At 58.6% G+C, this 15,026-nt stretch carries 11 protein-coding genes; 4 read left to right on the top strand and 7 right to left on the bottom strand.

The annotated features are described in order from the left end of the window. Positions 1-27: 27 nt before the first annotated feature. Complete coding sequence (gene glnT, locus RCO24_RS18000) at positions 28-1,422, bottom strand: type III glutamate--ammonia ligase (RefSeq protein ID WP_308964060.1); 1,395 nt, start codon at positions 1,420-1,422, stop codon at positions 28-30. Between the two features lie 155 nt (positions 1,423-1,577). Between glnT and RCO24_RS17995 the strand changes: the two genes are divergently transcribed. Beyond that, the gene (locus RCO24_RS17995) at positions 1,578-2,963 is read left to right on the top strand and encodes an FAD-binding oxidoreductase (RefSeq protein ID WP_308964059.1); all 1,386 of its coding nucleotides are present in this window, start codon (positions 1,578-1,580) and stop codon (positions 2,961-2,963) included. A gap of 31 nt (positions 2,964-2,994) precedes the next feature. After that, a complete protein-coding gene (locus RCO24_RS17990; RefSeq protein WP_308964058.1) occupies positions 2,995-3,396 on the top strand; it encodes a RidA family protein in 402 nt (133 codons plus the stop codon). Between the two features lie 349 nt (positions 3,397-3,745). Here RCO24_RS17990 and RCO24_RS17985 read toward each other — a convergent pair whose 3' ends face one another. Genes RCO24_RS17985 through RCO24_RS17975 form a run of 3 tightly spaced genes read right to left on the bottom strand, consistent with a single transcriptional unit; the run spans position 3,746 to position 7,785 of the window. After that, positions 3,746-4,315 carry a tyrosine-type recombinase/integrase gene (locus tag RCO24_RS17985; protein WP_308964057.1) on the bottom strand — a complete coding sequence of 190 codons (570 nt, stop codon included), beginning with the start codon at positions 4,313-4,315 and terminating at the stop codon, positions 3,746-3,748. Positions 4,316-4,360: 45 nt separating this feature from the next. Continuing rightward, entirely contained in the window at positions 4,361-5,497 is a 1,137-nt protein-coding gene (locus RCO24_RS17980; RefSeq protein ID WP_308964056.1) for a LuxR C-terminal-related transcriptional regulator, read from the bottom strand. Positions 5,498-5,532: 35 nt separating this feature from the next. Beyond that, a complete protein-coding gene (locus RCO24_RS17975) occupies positions 5,533-7,785 on the bottom strand; it encodes a TonB-dependent siderophore receptor (protein ID WP_308964055.1) in 2,253 nt (750 codons plus the stop codon). A gap of 250 nt (positions 7,786-8,035) precedes the next feature. On the opposite strand from RCO24_RS17975, the gene RCO24_RS17970 reads away from it, so the two are divergent. Both RCO24_RS17970 and RCO24_RS17965 read left to right on the top strand, forming a co-directional pair. After that, positions 8,036-9,172 (top strand): helix-turn-helix transcriptional regulator, encoded by a 1,137-nt coding sequence (locus RCO24_RS17970; RefSeq protein ID WP_308964054.1) that lies wholly within the window; start codon positions 8,036-8,038, stop codon positions 9,170-9,172. 13 nt (positions 9,173-9,185) lie between these two features. Beyond that, the gene (locus tag RCO24_RS17965) at positions 9,186-10,322 is read left to right on the top strand and encodes a LuxR C-terminal-related transcriptional regulator (protein WP_308964053.1); all 1,137 of its coding nucleotides are present in this window, start codon (positions 9,186-9,188) and stop codon (positions 10,320-10,322) included. A 29-nt stretch (positions 10,323-10,351) separates the two neighbouring features. On the opposite strand, the gene RCO24_RS17960 is transcribed toward RCO24_RS17965, so the two are convergent. The 3 genes from RCO24_RS17960 to RCO24_RS17950 all read right to left on the bottom strand — a co-directional run bounded on the left by RCO24_RS17960 (position 10,352) and on the right by RCO24_RS17950 (position 15,013). Then, entirely contained in the window at positions 10,352-11,617 is a 1,266-nt protein-coding gene (locus RCO24_RS17960) for an insulinase family protein (RefSeq protein ID WP_308964052.1), read from the bottom strand. A gap of 152 nt (positions 11,618-11,769) precedes the next feature. After that, positions 11,770-12,432 (bottom strand): peptidoglycan-binding domain-containing protein, encoded by a 663-nt coding sequence (locus RCO24_RS17955; protein WP_308964051.1) that lies wholly within the window; start codon positions 12,430-12,432, stop codon positions 11,770-11,772. Positions 12,433-12,448: 16 nt separating this feature from the next. Continuing rightward, the gene (locus RCO24_RS17950; RefSeq protein ID WP_308964050.1) at positions 12,449-15,013 is read right to left on the bottom strand and encodes a hypothetical protein; all 2,565 of its coding nucleotides are present in this window, start codon (positions 15,011-15,013) and stop codon (positions 12,449-12,451) included. Between the last annotated feature and the right edge of the window lie 13 nt (positions 15,014-15,026).

Raw genomic sequence — 15,026 nt, 5'->3', positions numbered from 1 at the left:
TGATCTCTCCTTGTATTCGGCCGGTGACTAGAAGAAGTTGAGGTACCGCTTCACCTCCCAATCGGAGACGTGACGGTGATAGTCGATCCACTCCTCGCGTTTGAGGCCCACGAACTCGTCGATGAAGTCGGCGCCGAGGGCGTTGCGCATCAGCTCGCACCGCGACAACGCTTCGATCGCTTCATGAAGCGACTGGGGAAGCGTCTCGATATTCCGCCGCGAGATCTCATCTGGGGTGAGCGCGTAAAAGTTGATGTTGTGCGGCTCGCCGGGATCGAGCTTGCGGTCAATGCCATCGAGCCCCGCGGCGATGATCGCAGCTTGCGCGAGATAGGGGTTCATCCCCGAATCTCCGGTACGGATCTCGATGCGACCGTACGGGATACGCACCATGGCGGTGCGGTTGTTGTCTCCATATGCCACGAATACCGGCGCCCAGGTCGTACCTGACGCCGTACGCCCCACCACGAGCCGCTTATAGGAGTTGACACTCGGGGCGAGCAGCGCCGTGAGCGGCGCCGCGTGTTTCAGAACACCCGCCACAAAATGATAAGCGAGCTGCGATAACCCCATCCCGCGGTTGTCAGACGGGTCGTGAAAGAGATTACGGCCCGACGCATCGGCAATGGAGCAATGGATGTGCATGCCATTGCCGGTGGTCGAACTCTTGGGTTTCGGCATGAACGAGCAGATGGCGCCAAGCTCGTGAGCGATTTCCGCCGCCGCCATCTTGAACAGGATGATCTGGTCGGCCGAAGTCAGCGCATCGGCATACTTGAAATTGATCTCGTACTGGCCGTTCCCGTCCTCGTGATCGATCTGATAGACATCAATCCCGAGCGCCTGCAGGCTCTCGGTAACGCGTTCAAGAAACACCCGAACGCGCGATAGACCGCGGTAGTCATATGCGGGCTTCTGCAGAACATCCGTGGAATCGAACGGAACGACCGAGCCATCGGCCGTGCGCTCGAGCAGGCTGAATTCCGGTTCGATACCGGTATTCAAGATCCATCCGCGCTCGGCGAGGCGAGCAACCTGCGTCTTCAAAATGTTGCGTGTGTCGATAGGGTGCGGCCGGCCCGAAACGGCGCCTGTTCCCATCACTCGCGCATAGCCGGGCGCCCATGGAATGAGGCTCAATGTCGAGAGGTCGCCAACCAGCATGTATTCGGCCTCGTGCGGCGCTAGCCGCATGCCAAACACGCCGCCACCCGCAAAGCCCACGCCATCGGTGATGATGTCGTCGAGATGATCGACAGGAACGGCCTTGCTCTTCGCGACACCGTATATGTCGACAAACTGGGCGAGGACGTAGCGCACTTGATGCTGCGCGAGGAACTGCTTGGCCTTTTCAACGTCGAGATTTTGCGGCGCCACCAGCTGTCCAGGCGAGTTACGCCAATCCCAATGCGCGATCGTCATGTTGATCCTTCCCTGCTCGCTTCTTCCCGAGTGCCGAGAGCTTTTTGTGTGGCCGCTGCGTTTGGTGGCCCGCTCCGTTGAAATTCTCGTACCTCATACTTGCATAAGATGCAATATATTTGTATGTAGAGAAACATCACTTTCAGGAGATGCACGTGAATTCCGACGTCAAGCTGGACATCAAAACGAGAGACGAAGCGGAATTCCCCGGACCAAGCGCGGCTCACCTCGCGCGTGGTGGCTTACCCGTATCGACGGGGATCACCTATCGGCCCTACTGGTGGGAGGCGGCGCCGCGTCCCCGCGTTTCCTTGCTGCTTCCGAGACAAACAGACGTTGTCGTCGTCGGCTCTGGATTCACCGGCCTTTCGGCGGCACTCACTCTTCTCCGCAACGGACGCGACGTGGTCGTGCTTGAGCGAGGCGACCCGGGCTTCGGAGCCAGCACGCGCAACGGTGGGCAGATCGGCAGCGGCAATCAGAAATTCCGCGTTAAGCGGCTGATCGAATTGCGCGGGCGTGCAAAGGCCGAAGCGATGCTGCGCGAAGGCGTCCGCATGCTCGACCACATCGAGCATCTGATCGAGACAGAGAAGATCGATTGCCATTTCACGCGCTGCGGGCGCTTCCGGGCCGCGGTGCAGCCGGAACACTACGAAGCCATGGCGCGGGACATGGAAGATCTACGTCAGATCGCCGGTGTCGAGAGCTTCATGGTGCCTAGGAGCGAGCAGCAAACCGAGATCGGAACCGACGTCTTTCATGGTGGCTCGATTCTGCCGCAGGATGCTTCGCTGCATCCGGGTCTCTATCACGCAGGCCTCATACAGCGAATTCAGGAAGCCGGGGGACACATCGCCGGAAATGCCGCCGCGCAGGACATCTCTTCGAATGGCGATGGCGGATATTCGGTCACGACACCGCTCGGCACCATCGCAGCACGAGACGTCATTATCGCTACCAACGGATATACGGATGGCCTTGTCCCGGAACTAGGTCGCCGCATCGTGCCCATCGGCTCGGGACTGATTGCAACCGGTCAAATTCCGGAAGCGACGTTCTCCCGCCTCATGCCGAAGAACCGCGTCTACGGAAACACCAACCGCGTGTTCTACTATTTCCGCGCAGCACCCGGAGAGCGCCGCGTGATCTGGGGCGGCCGGGTCGGGCGGTTGGCCAACAACACGTCGCCGTTGGCATTCCGCCACTTGGCGCGCGACATGCTGCATGTTTTCCCAGATCTCGCCGACGTACAGATCTCCCACGCCTGGGATGGTATGATCGGATACACCTACGACGAAGTTCCGCATCTCGGCCGAACGGCGGCCGGCCTCTACTATGCGCTCGGTTACTGCGGGACGGGCGTCTCGCGGGCAACCTATTTCGGCAACAGAATCGCGCTGCAGCTCCTCGGCCGGAGCGAAGGGCGCACGTCGTTCGACGACCTCGTCTTTCCGAGCTTTCCGGTTCATCCCATCGCAAAACGCGCTGTGCCAGTCGTCGAGACTTGGTACCGCTTCCGCGATGCGACGAAGCTTTAGATCCAACAACAAACTTGAGGGAGACCGCCGCATGGCGAAAACATCCAAAACTGCCCGCACGAACATTTCCTCGGGCGGCGCTTACGAATCCGTTTTTGGCTATTCGCGGGCTGTACGCGCCGGGGAAGATATCCATGTATCTGGAACCTGCGCCCCAGCCTCGCACGATAAAAGCGATGCCTTCACGCAAGCTCGCGCGGCACTCGACATAATCGAAAAGGCTCTTGGCGAAGCGGGAGGGGGGCTCGATCACGTTGTCCGGACCGTCGTCTATCTGCGAGATATCAATGATGCCGAGGACGTCGCTCGTGCGCACCTCGAGCGTTTCGACAAGGTCCGCCCAGCGAGCACCCTGGTTCAGGTCACGTCCATGCTGCGTCCGTGGCAAAAGGTCGAGATCGAAGCCTATGCCAAGCTGGATCCGCCTTCGTGATTAGCGACCGGCTGCCAAGCGCTTTTCTTTATCCACATTGCGGAGAGAGCCTGGGACACTGCAGCAATCCGCCCAAGTCCACAATTATCGCAGTAGCAGACGCAGCTCCAGTATAGGACTGACCACGATCCTACGGCTAAGCAATGACCGCTTTCTCGGCCAAGCCGAAGACGATTCTTCCCCTATGAATCGAGACTTCGCGTCGATCGAGGCTCACCGGGTCCACCACCCGATAGCCTGCTCGGTTGAGCGGACTCTCGCGGAGCAGTAGGCTTATCGCCGTGCTCAGACACCCGCAGATTTTTTTTCGATACCAATTCGCGCGGCGGGACTGCAGCCGATTACTTGCTCAATCGCCCTCCGCTCGCGCATCGGCGCGCAGGTTACCGGTGCGGCGATAGAACAGCACGGCCTTCGTGCGCCGTAGCGAGTGGGTACCGAACTTGGCCGGGTCGAGGCCGATGCTGGCGATCCACTCAAAAACCAGGCGAGCATACTGCCGCGTTGTCAGCCCACCTTTGTCGCCACGACCACTGAATAGGAATTGGTCCGGTTTGCGTCCAGTCAAGCGGAGATACTCGTCGATGGCCTGGCGTGTCTGATCGGTCAGCTCAAACCGTACAGGTCCGCCAGTCTTCTTCTGTCGGATTGTTGCGCGATCCATCGAGTATCCGCTCGGCGCAACATCATCTACGCGGACGGCAACTACGTCACAGCCACGAAGCTTGCTGTCGATCGCCAGGTTGAAGAGAGCAAGGTCTCTTTTCTTGCCCTCGATTTGGAGCTTGGTCCGGATCGACCAGACGTGGCTCGGGCGCAAGGGCGGCTTCGCGCCCACCAGCTTGCCCTTGTTCCAGGGGACGCGAGCGGTCTTGACAGACGGTTCGGTAGCATTAGGTGCACTAAGATGGTCTTCCATGGTCTGTCTCCTTTGCTGAGAGACAAACAGCTGCTCCGAGCTTCATTAGATCATGAGATTGACCGTTCCAGCCATCGCGACGAGCTCCGCTTGGCGAGAGCAGCCCGTTTTTTCGAATACGCGGCCCAGATGGGTTTTGACCGTAGCGACGGACACCCCGAGGGACTCGGAAATTTCGGCGGGCGCCTTGCCCTCTACGACCATCTCGAAGACGCGAGTTTCCGCCGGCGTTAGCCCGTGGAGAAGCGCCAATACGTTTGCCAACCTGGGCGGATCTGCAGCGCTTGCTACAAATATCGCTGCGACGGTGCTTTGCTCCATCCCGCCTCGAATGGCTCGTCGACGTAGCGGCAGGACTTGCAGGACCGTAGGCGCGCCATTTGTGAAGCGTGCCGGGATATCGATGCTTCGTTGTTCGAGAGCAATTTCCTGTCTTGCGGCCTGGCCAACTGCATCTTTAAGGACGGCGCTCGTCAGCGCATGAGCTGTTGTTACTCGACCATCCAGAATGTGAATTGGATCACCCTTAGCGAGCATAGAGTGTCCCGCGGCGTTCGCGTGAACGATGCGACAGTCCTCATCCACGAGTACGATGCCAGCCTGCACGTTCTCGAGAATGTCCGAGAACTTGGATGCTGCTGTGGCCTCCTGCTCGAGCAGTCCACCTATGATGACCGCACGTCGAAGGTGAGGCGCCAATAAACGTAGAACATCCAGTTCGTCGTCGCGAATATCACCTCTTTCGGTGAGCCGACCAAAGGCGACGACGCCTATCGTGCGGCTATCGCGCACCAACGTTATCATTACGACGTCGTGAAACCCGCGGGGCGCACCGATGTCTCGGTAATATGCATTCTGAGGCCACTGTGAACGGGACGTGACCTGAGACTGAACGATCGGCTCTTCAAGAGGGAAGTCCGGTATTCTTTGAGGTCCGCCCCAGAGCTGCATGGCCTCGGCACCATAAGACGGCATCGCGTCCAACCACGCTTGGTCTATTCCGAAGTGGGCATGAAGTGTCATAGCCGCGGTCGCTGCACTGTGAACCGAAATCAAGCTCGTGGCATAGCCCAACTCTCCTCCGATCGCAGACAAGGTTGCCGGCCATTTTTCGACGGCCAGTACACAGTCGTAGATCGATCCGATAAGCTCGGAGAGACGATCGTGGGTCAGATGTACCATTGCGCCTTACATTTCAGACATTGCCACGGCCACGATCAGTACTTGTAGCTGATGGTCCCATACACCATGCGAGGCTCAGCCGGAGCAACCCGGCCTCGGAAATAGTCGTACGGCACGAAATACTCTTCGTCTGTGAGGTTCTTGATCGAAAGCCCCGCCGAAATCGTCTCGTTGTCGTAGCCGAGCCTTGCATCGATTTTGAAGTATCCGTCGGCAAAATACGAGTTGCCGTATTCGATGGCTTGATCGGAGACAGCATAGACCCCGGCTCCCATGCTCCACCCTCTAAGAGCCGGAGGCTCGAATGCGTGATGCACCCACAGGCGCCCTGAATGCTCAGGCACAGCGGCGAGGCGGTTTCCCGCGGCAGCGCCGGTTGTTGGCTCGAGCAGTACGGCGTCCGTGAAGGAGTAGCTAGCAAGCACCCGCCAATTGCGGCTTGGCTGCCAGATGAGGTCTGTCTCGAAGCCCCGCGATCGCTCCTCGCTGGTGTCCACAGTCACGAATCCGTCGAGAACAGGAACGTTCGAACGCACGATTTCAAAAATGGCAGCTGTCCCGGAGAAATCGCCCCAAGCGAATTTCAACCCAACCTCCTTTTGCTCCGAATGCTCCGGCGCGGGCGCACCCGAATGGCTTATCAGAGGCTGGCCCTTTAGGCCCTGGCTGTAGCTGGCATAGACGGAGACGTGCCGATCCAAATCGAACAAGGCGCCGACCCTCGGCAAAAGCCGTGTCTCGCTGACCGCATCCAACACGCCGGTCACCCGATCGTTCGCGGAGATATCAACGTGAGCGAGCCGCAATCCCCCAAGCAGATGCACCCGGTCGGCAACCGAGATTTGCGCCTGCAGATAGAGCCCTTCATTGACGAACGTCTTCTCGGAGCTTCCGAACGTCGTCGCGGGTGTATCGCCAGGATTTACGTATGGGGTCGGAAACGAAGGGGATTGCAGATCGACAATCCCAGCCCCGCCGAAGGGGGCATCCCACGCGATAAATCCTTCATCGGTAATATGGCTGTAGTCGGCACCAAGCAGGAAGGTCGACTTGGTCAACTCCGTCGCAGTTTTCACTTGGACGTTGGCGGTCGCTACAAATTCCGTTTCATTCTGATCGAGGATCGTGTTCGTCAGAAGCCAACTGGACGGCGGCAAGAGCGGCTCGTTGGCTCGGAAGCCGTCGCTTCCAACGAGCAATTGCCCCAGCTGGCGGAATCCAGCTTCGCTCCAACGGGCCTTAGCATGAACCGAAATGGCGTCATTCGCCTTGTGATCGAAAGACGTCGTGATGCCGCGAATGTCGGTGGAGCTGGCCGGAGCATCCTGTGGACCAACGAACAGCGTCCGCCTGATGTCGAAGTCCCCTGCGACCGTACCGACTGCGGGAAGCCCCTGATATTCCTGCTGCTGCCAATGCGTCGCCCGCCCCTGGATCGTGAGGGTCGTATCGACCTTGTTGGTGAGTGTCAGCGTCGGATTGATCGAATAGCGCTCGGACTCGATCACCTCGATAAAACTGTCTTTTGCTGCGTAGTCTCCCGTCAGGCGAAAGAGCACGGAGCCATCGGCGGAAATCGGTTGGTCGATATCGAAATAAGGCCGCGCGTAGGACTCGCTGCCAACAGTCACGCCGAATTCGCCGCCGGCCCGATTAGTCGGCATTTTGGAGATGACGTTGACCGCGCCGCCGATTGGGGCCCCGTTGCCGCCTCCATAAAGAATAGCATTTGGTCCCTTGAGGATTTCAATTCGCTCAATGTTGGCGAGAGCGTCGCGGTGACCCAGGTTGTAAAACACACCCAGCCCATCGACCCACTGCTCGGCTTCAAATCCTCGAACAGTAATAAAGTCATATCCAGGCGTTCTCACGTCATTTGTCGCGATGACGCCGCTGACGTTCTGTATAACCTCGCCGACACCCAAGCTTCCCTGGTCCTTGATCACAGACTTCGGAATGACCTGGATCGATTGCGGAATATCGCTGAGGGGCGTGGCGGTCTTGGTTGCCGAAACGGCCGAAAGCGCGCGATATCCGTCAACGGGGCCGGCGGTCGTGAGGGTGGTGCCAGGCGGGAGCTCGAGATTTTTTAGATCGAGCGCAGGATTGTAAGCGCCAAAAACAGCCTCTGGCGCTGGTTCCTTAGGAATGGCCGCGACCTTGGCCCCCTTGGGCCGGAACTTTTTAGCGGCGGATACCTTTTTTGCTGTTGTCTGAACTTCGATGGCCGGTAATTGCGTTGCCGAAGGCGCAGTTTGGGCTATCGCGCTAAAACCAACGGCTTGCAAAGCCGTTGCCGCAGTCAGGCTGGACGACAAAACCCTGATACCCGTCGTCCTGACAAACCCGTTTCGAACAATCATTGCGCCGTCTCACGCCGCCGCTACAAACATACATAAACAACTGCACTAAGTTTTGAAGGATTAGACAAAATTTGTTAGTTTGCAAACATTCGCTGAACGCCATATTGCAACGCCGAGTATAAGTCGCCGCACCACACGTTGTCCGATGTTTAAACCGTTTGCTTCGTAGAGATCGATGGTATCCCTAAGCCCCGAACGCCCCTCCGACATCATCGGATCAATATATGATTGCGTCGTTGCACCGGAGAAATGGCCAAGCACTTTAGCCGCCATCATGAACGAATTTGGCTACGCCATGACAGCCATTTCGGTGCATGACGCCAACAATGGCGATGTGAAGCTCCATATTACCGTAGGCGCAGACCAAGATTGGCTCGATGCGGTTCCCCACTACGGCGCCGATGTGCTCCAGCTCTGGGGCGGACCACAGAAAATTCCGGACTTTCCCCTCGAAGAGCCCATCATTCAATCTCAAGTCACACCGCGATCGCAGTGGCATAACAATGCATATTTTCGCGATATTCTCGAGCCGCGCCAACTCCACGATTGCGTGATGATCGGCCTCGTGCGTGATGCGAACACGGCAGGTGCCGTTGCCTTCGGCCGGCACGCCGACCAAGGAGAAGTTGGCGAGGACGACTTAAACGTCTTGCGACTTCTGGCGCCGCATATCAGGCGGGCCGTAACCATCGGGCGCTTGCTCGAACAGCAAGCGGCCGCGACGGCAACGTTCTCGGAAATTCTGGAAAAGGTTTCGGCAGGCATCCTCCTTGTCGATGAAGATTGTACCATCGTGCACGCCAATGCTGCCGGGAGACGGATGCTCGACACGGGCGACGCGGTCCAGTTGCGGAACGGCCGGCTATCCACGACCAGTCCACTCACCAGCGCAGTGCTGATCGATGCCGTGAGACAAGCCGCCAACCTCGAAATCGATATCGAGCGGAGAAGTATCGATATTCCGGCGCGTCTCGCTGATGGGTCGCCGACCGTTATGCAGGTATTGCCCCTGAGTCGACGGACCGTCCGCAATGGCATCGAGCAGAGGACAGCGGCCGCGATATTCATCGCGAACTCGGCCGCCCCCCCGCGCTTGGCCGATGTGATGGGATTGCTTTACCGTCTCACACCTGCGGAAACCCGCATCTTCGAACTCATCGTGGAAGGAAAGGCGCCCGCCGAGATTTCAAAGGTTCTTGGGGTCTCAGTGTCGACCGTCAAGACGCATCTCGGTCGCGTCTTCGACAAGACCGGCTGTTCGAGGCAAGCAGACCTTGTAGCGATGGCCGCGAAAGTGACCCTCGTGATCTAACTACAGGTGCAAAATGACCGCCGACCGTGAGCGACTGTCGGACATCATCGGTTCCATCTACGATTGCGTGATCTTGCCGGATAAATGGCCAGAAACGCTACAGCTCGTGATTTCGGAGTTCCGGCTCGCCAACGCTGCACTGACCGTCCATGACACCACATCCCTGTCATTGAAATCTCATATTATCATCGGCTTCGATTCCGAGATGTTCGCGGCTCAGGCGCGCTACGCTCAGGAGATGGTTTATCTATGGGGCGGCCCGCGGATTCTCCACGAAGCCGTTCTGGAAGAGCCACTTGTGCAATCGAATGCAACGCCACGCGAAGGTTGGCACTCGAATGGCTGGTGTCGCGACATTTGCGAACCGCGCGGGCTTCACGATGCCGTTTGCATTCCTCTTGTCCGCAACTCCCAAACACTCGGCGTGATCACGTTCGGCCGATACCTGCATGACGGTGAGTTCGAAGATGACGAAATAAGGGGGCTACGGCTGATCGCTCCCCACTTGAGGAGAGCCGTCACCATTAGCCAACTGCTCAAACAAGATGCGATTACGTCTTTAACGTTCTCGGACGTGCTGGATAAAATTGCGTCCGGCGCGGTTCTTGTCGATGAGGCGATGTCGATCGTTCACGCAAATGCGGCGGCACAAGTCATGTTGAAAGCCGGTGAACCCATCTCTGCGCGCGATGGGAAGCTGGATTTGCGCAACGCAGTCACGAACACCGTCTTGAGAGACGCAGTTGCCCAGGCCGCCCGTCGCGACCCCGACCTCGAAAGGCGCAGCATCGATATTCCTGCAAGATTTCCCGACGGCCTGTCCGCAGTTATCCAGGTTCTGCCGCTGCGTCACCGCAGCAGCGCATACGGCATAGAGCGGCGCGCTGCAGCGGCCATATTCATCGCCAGCGCCGCCGATCCGCCGAGATTGCCGGCGGACGCCGTGGCCTTGCTCTACGATTTGACGCCGGCCGAACTGAGGGTCTTCGAATTGATCGTCGCGGGAAAGACCCTCGACGAAATTTCCAAACAGCTCACCATCGCGTTGCCGACGGCGAAGTCACACCTGGGTCGCGTGTTCGACAAGACGGGCTGCTCGAGGCAGAGCGAGCTCATTGCGCTAGCCGCGAGAGTACGGCCTCTCGTGTGAGAGCGCATCACCTCACCGTTCGTGACGCATTATTGGCCCTTGAGCGCAAGTCGCACATAAGCGTTCCGGTGCGAAGGAAGATATCGGCGAGCGGCATCCAGCATTTCGTCGCGCGTTACCGTTTCAACGGCCAAGTCGTCGACGGACGCACCGTAGAGCGTCCTGTCCATAAGTCGTGCGAGTAAAGCCTGGTTGTCGCGGCTCTCCGTGCGTCGCTTGAGCTCGACCCGATCCCGGATGCGCGCTAGCTCTCGATCATCTATGTCGCTCTTGAGCCTGTCGACCACCTCAAAAACCCGCTTTTCTAGTTTTTTTGGATCTTTGCTGCTCGCGATACCAATGCGGAAGATGCCGCTGCACGAATCCGGATCGAAGCTGACCTCCGGCGTGTAGCTGTCGCCATCCTTCTCGCGCAAATCGTCGAACAGCGCTGTGTAGAGATACTCGCTCAGGGCCAGCAAAACGCGGGCCTCGTTGCTCGCGACGCAAGCGCCGGTGTTCCACGCGATTTTGACGTCCGTCATCGGGCCAGCCAGTTCGAAGGATTTTTCCGTCAAACCTTTATAGGATTTGGTGACCGCCACTTGCGGAAGTTGAAGCAACGGTCCTTGCGCGAACGCGTACTTGCCGAAATGCGTCTGAACGAGGCGTTCGACGTCTCCAAGCTCGACTGAGCCAACGAGAAACAGATCCATGTTGGCTGGGAGGCGGAGAGCGGCGGCGAACGTCCGTAGTTCTTCGACAAGCTTTGGAATGGGCGTTTTGCTTTTCGCGATTTCGGCATCGACGGTATCTCTCGCGTAGGGATGCGATTTGCCGAAAAGTTCGCGATCAAATTTTCCCTGCGCGACGGTTACCGGATCGTACTTCTCCAGATACAGCTCCTGAAGCACGACGCGGGATTGCGCTGTGACAGTTTCGGTGTCGAACGTTTGGCCGAGCGAGACGGCCGCAAGAAGTTCGATCACTTGCGGGAGATACTTCGGAAGGAACGAGGCGTGCCACTTGAGGGCACCTTGCTCCGTCGACGCGTTGCTGACCTGGACGTAGTCTTTGAACATTCTCACAACGTCCGCGGACGACATCCCCCCGGCCGCGCCCGAGCATGATGTGTGCTCGCACAGGTGAGCCAGCCCATCATGAACAATCGATTCACTGCGAAGAACCAACGTCGCGAGCACGTAACCGGTATCATTGGAGAGGCAGTGAACGCGGAAGCCGTTGGAAAGGCGAATGGCTCCCGGGCTGGGAAGTGTGCCGTGGGCCAAACAGTACCTTGGTGCAACGGCGCTCATGCCCAGGCTCGCCACAGCCCCTCGCAGGGCAGTTCTGCGGGTGATTTCCATGGGATTCCCTCATTCAACTCGCGAACAGCAAGGCAACCACCGAGTGACTCCCTCATCCATGCTGGATGCGATGGCGATCGACTGAGAAAGTCGGGCCCTTGTTACTTGGCTCGCTTCTGTTGCTCGTCTGCGCGAGCGTAGAGCCGTTGCAGTTGTTCGACGGTGAGCCCGCCAGTTGCCTGCGCGCCGATCGAATCCTGAAATTTCATGATCGCGATCTTCGTATTGAGATCGAGTACACCGGTCGTTGTCGGCACATCGTAGCCGAGATAGCGCAGGTGCTCCTGGGCGGACGTGACCTCCTCCTTCGTCGAGATCAAATTGGGCGCCGGGCCAGCAACCGTTGGTACGGCGCCCGTCACGGTGGGGGCCGCAACGGCTGCAGCAGCGGCGGCCGCGCTCGCGGCGGCAGGCGGACTTGGCTGCTTTTCCGCAGCTGCCTCGACTTGCGTCTGTTCCGAAGCGTCCTTGTCTTTGGATGTGATTTTCTCTTCGCCGCCGTTATCGCGCGGCTGCTTGGCTTTCTTAGTCGTCTTCTTGCTTGTTCCGGTGGCGGTCCGTTTTTTTGCCGTGCCCTTACTCGCCGTCGTGCCCTTGGAAAGTTGATTCAGGATTTGCAGACCCGCGCCGACGCCGATCCCGACACCGACACCTCGGCTTCCTGCTTTCGCGGGTCCGATCGGCGGGACCAACATACAGAACACGGCGACCGCAACGCAGATCGCATGAAACCTTGACTTTCCGGTCAATGAGTGAGGGGCCATGAGCAGGCCTCTCCATTCATCGCACGCCTTGGCTGTTGTAGTAACATTTTCCATCGCCGCCTCTTATCTCGTAGGATTTGCACGCTGGAGCCGCACCGCCGTAGTGTTGGCGCGTGTTGGAATTGCCCTTCGGGGGTGGACGGCACGCGCCGTTCGAGTAGCTCGTGCCGGAAGGGCAGCAATTGGGGGGACGTCCGATCGGACGGCTCGCCGGGCATGGACCAACTCCGCGCCTGCCCCCAGCCGTTCCCGTTGGTACTCCGACAGTTCTCCGACACGCGCCCATTGTGTAGCGAGTGTTGACAGGACAGCAGTAGGGTGGACGCCCAACCGGCCGCGATGCGGGGCACGGCGTCACGCTCGTGGAGCGGCCGCTCCCCTCCGATTGGGCGCCCGATGGTGGGAGCTTGGTATCGACGACAATGCGCCGGCAAACTCCGCTTCTATAGACCGTGCCTGCAGGACAGCATGCGTTACCGACGCACGGCGTTTTCTGCCCAAACTGAGTTGCGGAGGGGCCGACGTCCTTTCCATTGGCGACATTGCCGTAGCGGCACATACCATTCGAATAATACGTCCGCGGCGGACAGCAATTGGGCCAGACCCCATTAGGCCGGCGCCCCCCGCACTTTCGAATGATCTCCGTGCCGGTGTTGGTCGAGGAGCCTCCGGGGTTGAAAACGAATTTGTCCTTTGCGCTCCCTGGTACCGAAACGGACGCCGGCCGGCATTGGCCGCCCGAAAAATACGTTGCGGGTGGGCACTCACACTGACCAGCAGCGTTCATCCTCATACCGCCGGAACACGGAGGTATCCCTGGAAGTTTGGGCCCACCTCCCGTCGCAAACGGCGTGTTGACGAGTTTGCATTTCGTGCCGTCCCAAAGCTGCTTGTCGGGGCACTTGCATTTACCCGTCTCCAGATCCTGCTTCATTCCCCCCGAACACGCACCGCCTACGATCAACGTGGTCTGGTTGACACACTGCTTTGCTCTCTCATCCCACAGGAATCCATCCCGGCAGACACAGCCTCTACCGACCCTGAAGTCGCGACCCCCGTCACAATCGGGAATGGCGATGGAATCCCGGCATCTTCTTTGTTTCTCCCTGCCCACGAAAAGAACCGCCTGATCGCACACCGGTTCGTACAATCCGTAAGCCTTGCCAAATAGGGATGGCGTGGTGTTTGGCTGGCTTTCGCTACAGTTTGTCCCCACCCCATCGATCAGGCCGGTTACCGGGAACGTTTTATTGAGATGCTGTCTGCAGGCACTTGCGAGGCGTTGCTGCTCAAGCTCGTCGAACTTGCAGTCTCGTAGCCCGCTGGAGGACCACACAGCTCGTTCGGCCTCGGATTCGATCGAATTTGTGAGGATCGCGGTATCGACGATGTATTGTTCTGTTAAGGACCGGCACGTCCTCTCAAGCACTTTGTCATTCGCGAAGCTGCAATTGAGATAGTGCGCCCGGCATTTGAAATAGAGATCGTTCGGAAACGATTGGCTGTTCGGTGCGGCCGCGAGATTCAGATATGCCTGCTTCGAATAGCATTTTGCATAGATATCGCGGTACGCCTCCTTGATCGGCAAGCACTTGCCCGACTTCTCGCCGGTAAGGATCATCACGCCGAGGCGGGAATCGTGCAGAATGCTCTCGATCTCACGCACGATCCCATCGAAGTTGATGAGGTCGGCAATCTTTGTGACCAGGCTGCCCGCCACGTCGGAAGCCAACATAATGATCCCGCCGAGCGTTTCGCAGACACCCTCCACGATGATGGTGCCGGTAATCGGCACGTCGCTGCGCATGACAGCGCACGTGACAAAGACGGCATAGCCCAAGTTCGACGCCACCAGCACCTCGGCGACGGCGCCGGGGTCACGGGCTTTTGCGGCATTGATGATGCCGCTGACCATACCGATCCTGTTGTCCACTGCCGCATCCACGGCCGGTCCAAACAGGATGTCGCCCACCCCTCCCAGAAAGACTTTCAGCACAATTCGCCCTGCGATCTTGGTCGCGGTTGCGCCGGCCGCAGTGACAACCTTCGCCCAATCATTCTCTCGGATGCCGATGGCCACATCGACGAAGTTCTTGATCGGTCCCTCAACGTCCGCACCGATGGTACCGACGTCGCTCTTCACCTTGCCCCATGCCTTCTGGAAGGTCTCATCATCCTTTGAGAGCGCGTAGTGCAATCCGCAGGAGGCCGGATCCCTTGTTCGCTGAAGACAGCGTAGTGCTTCCTGCTCGTCCGCGGGCAATCGGTTCAAGACCTCGTTCGTCACGCATTGATTGAGCGGAGTGCCGCTCAGCGCACACCGTGCCGGCTGCTTCACTTCATCGCCAAGCTGCTCGAGCGCGGCATTCTTGACGCAGTTGATTGCATCTGCGGTGTCGATCATGCATGTCGCAAAAGATCGCGCTTCCTCCGAAGGAATCTGCTCTGCGAGCATTCGCTTGCCGCAGTCCGCAATCGTCACGCTGGCGCCGCTGTCGGCAAGGCATTTCACGAGCGGCTTGAGGAAGTTCTTTTCATCCTCCGAGATTGTCACGCCGAGTGGGGCGAGGGCGATCTGCATCGTGTCGATTGAA

It is taken from the genome of Hyphomicrobium sp. LHD-15 (assembly GCF_031157355.1).
Classification (GTDB): Bacteria; Pseudomonadota; Alphaproteobacteria; order Rhizobiales; family Hyphomicrobiaceae; genus Hyphomicrobium_C.
Note: the sequence above shows the minus strand (reverse complement) of the source record. Positions and strands in the feature narration are given on the sequence as shown.

Bases quoted from the DNA above. Each gene is read 5' to 3' on its own strand.
- RCO24_RS17990 (WP_308964058.1), top strand. From the start codon at position 2,995: ATGGCGAAAACATCCAAAACTGCCCGCACGAACATTTCCTCGGGCGGC.
- RCO24_RS17960 (WP_308964052.1), bottom strand. From the start codon at position 11,617: ATGAGCGCCGTTGCACCAAGGTACTGTTTGGCCCACGGCACACTTCCC.
- RCO24_RS17980 (WP_308964056.1), bottom strand. From the start codon at position 5,497: ATGGTACATCTGACCCACGATCGTCTCTCCGAGCTTATCGGATCGATC.
- RCO24_RS17970 (WP_308964054.1), top strand. From the start codon at position 8,036: ATGGTATCCCTAAGCCCCGAACGCCCCTCCGACATCATCGGATCAATA.
- RCO24_RS17950 (WP_308964050.1), bottom strand. From the start codon at position 15,013: ATGCAGATCGCCCTCGCCCCACTCGGCGTGACAATCTCGGAGGATGAA.
- RCO24_RS17955 (WP_308964051.1), bottom strand. From the start codon at position 12,432: ATGGCCCCTCACTCATTGACCGGAAAGTCAAGGTTTCATGCGATCTGC.
- glnT (WP_308964060.1), bottom strand. From the start codon at position 1,422: ATGACGATCGCGCATTGGGATTGGCGTAACTCGCCTGGACAGCTGGTG.
- RCO24_RS17985 (WP_308964057.1), bottom strand. From the start codon at position 4,315: ATGGAAGACCATCTTAGTGCACCTAATGCTACCGAACCGTCTGTCAAG.
- RCO24_RS17965 (WP_308964053.1), top strand. From the start codon at position 9,186: ATGACCGCCGACCGTGAGCGACTGTCGGACATCATCGGTTCCATCTAC.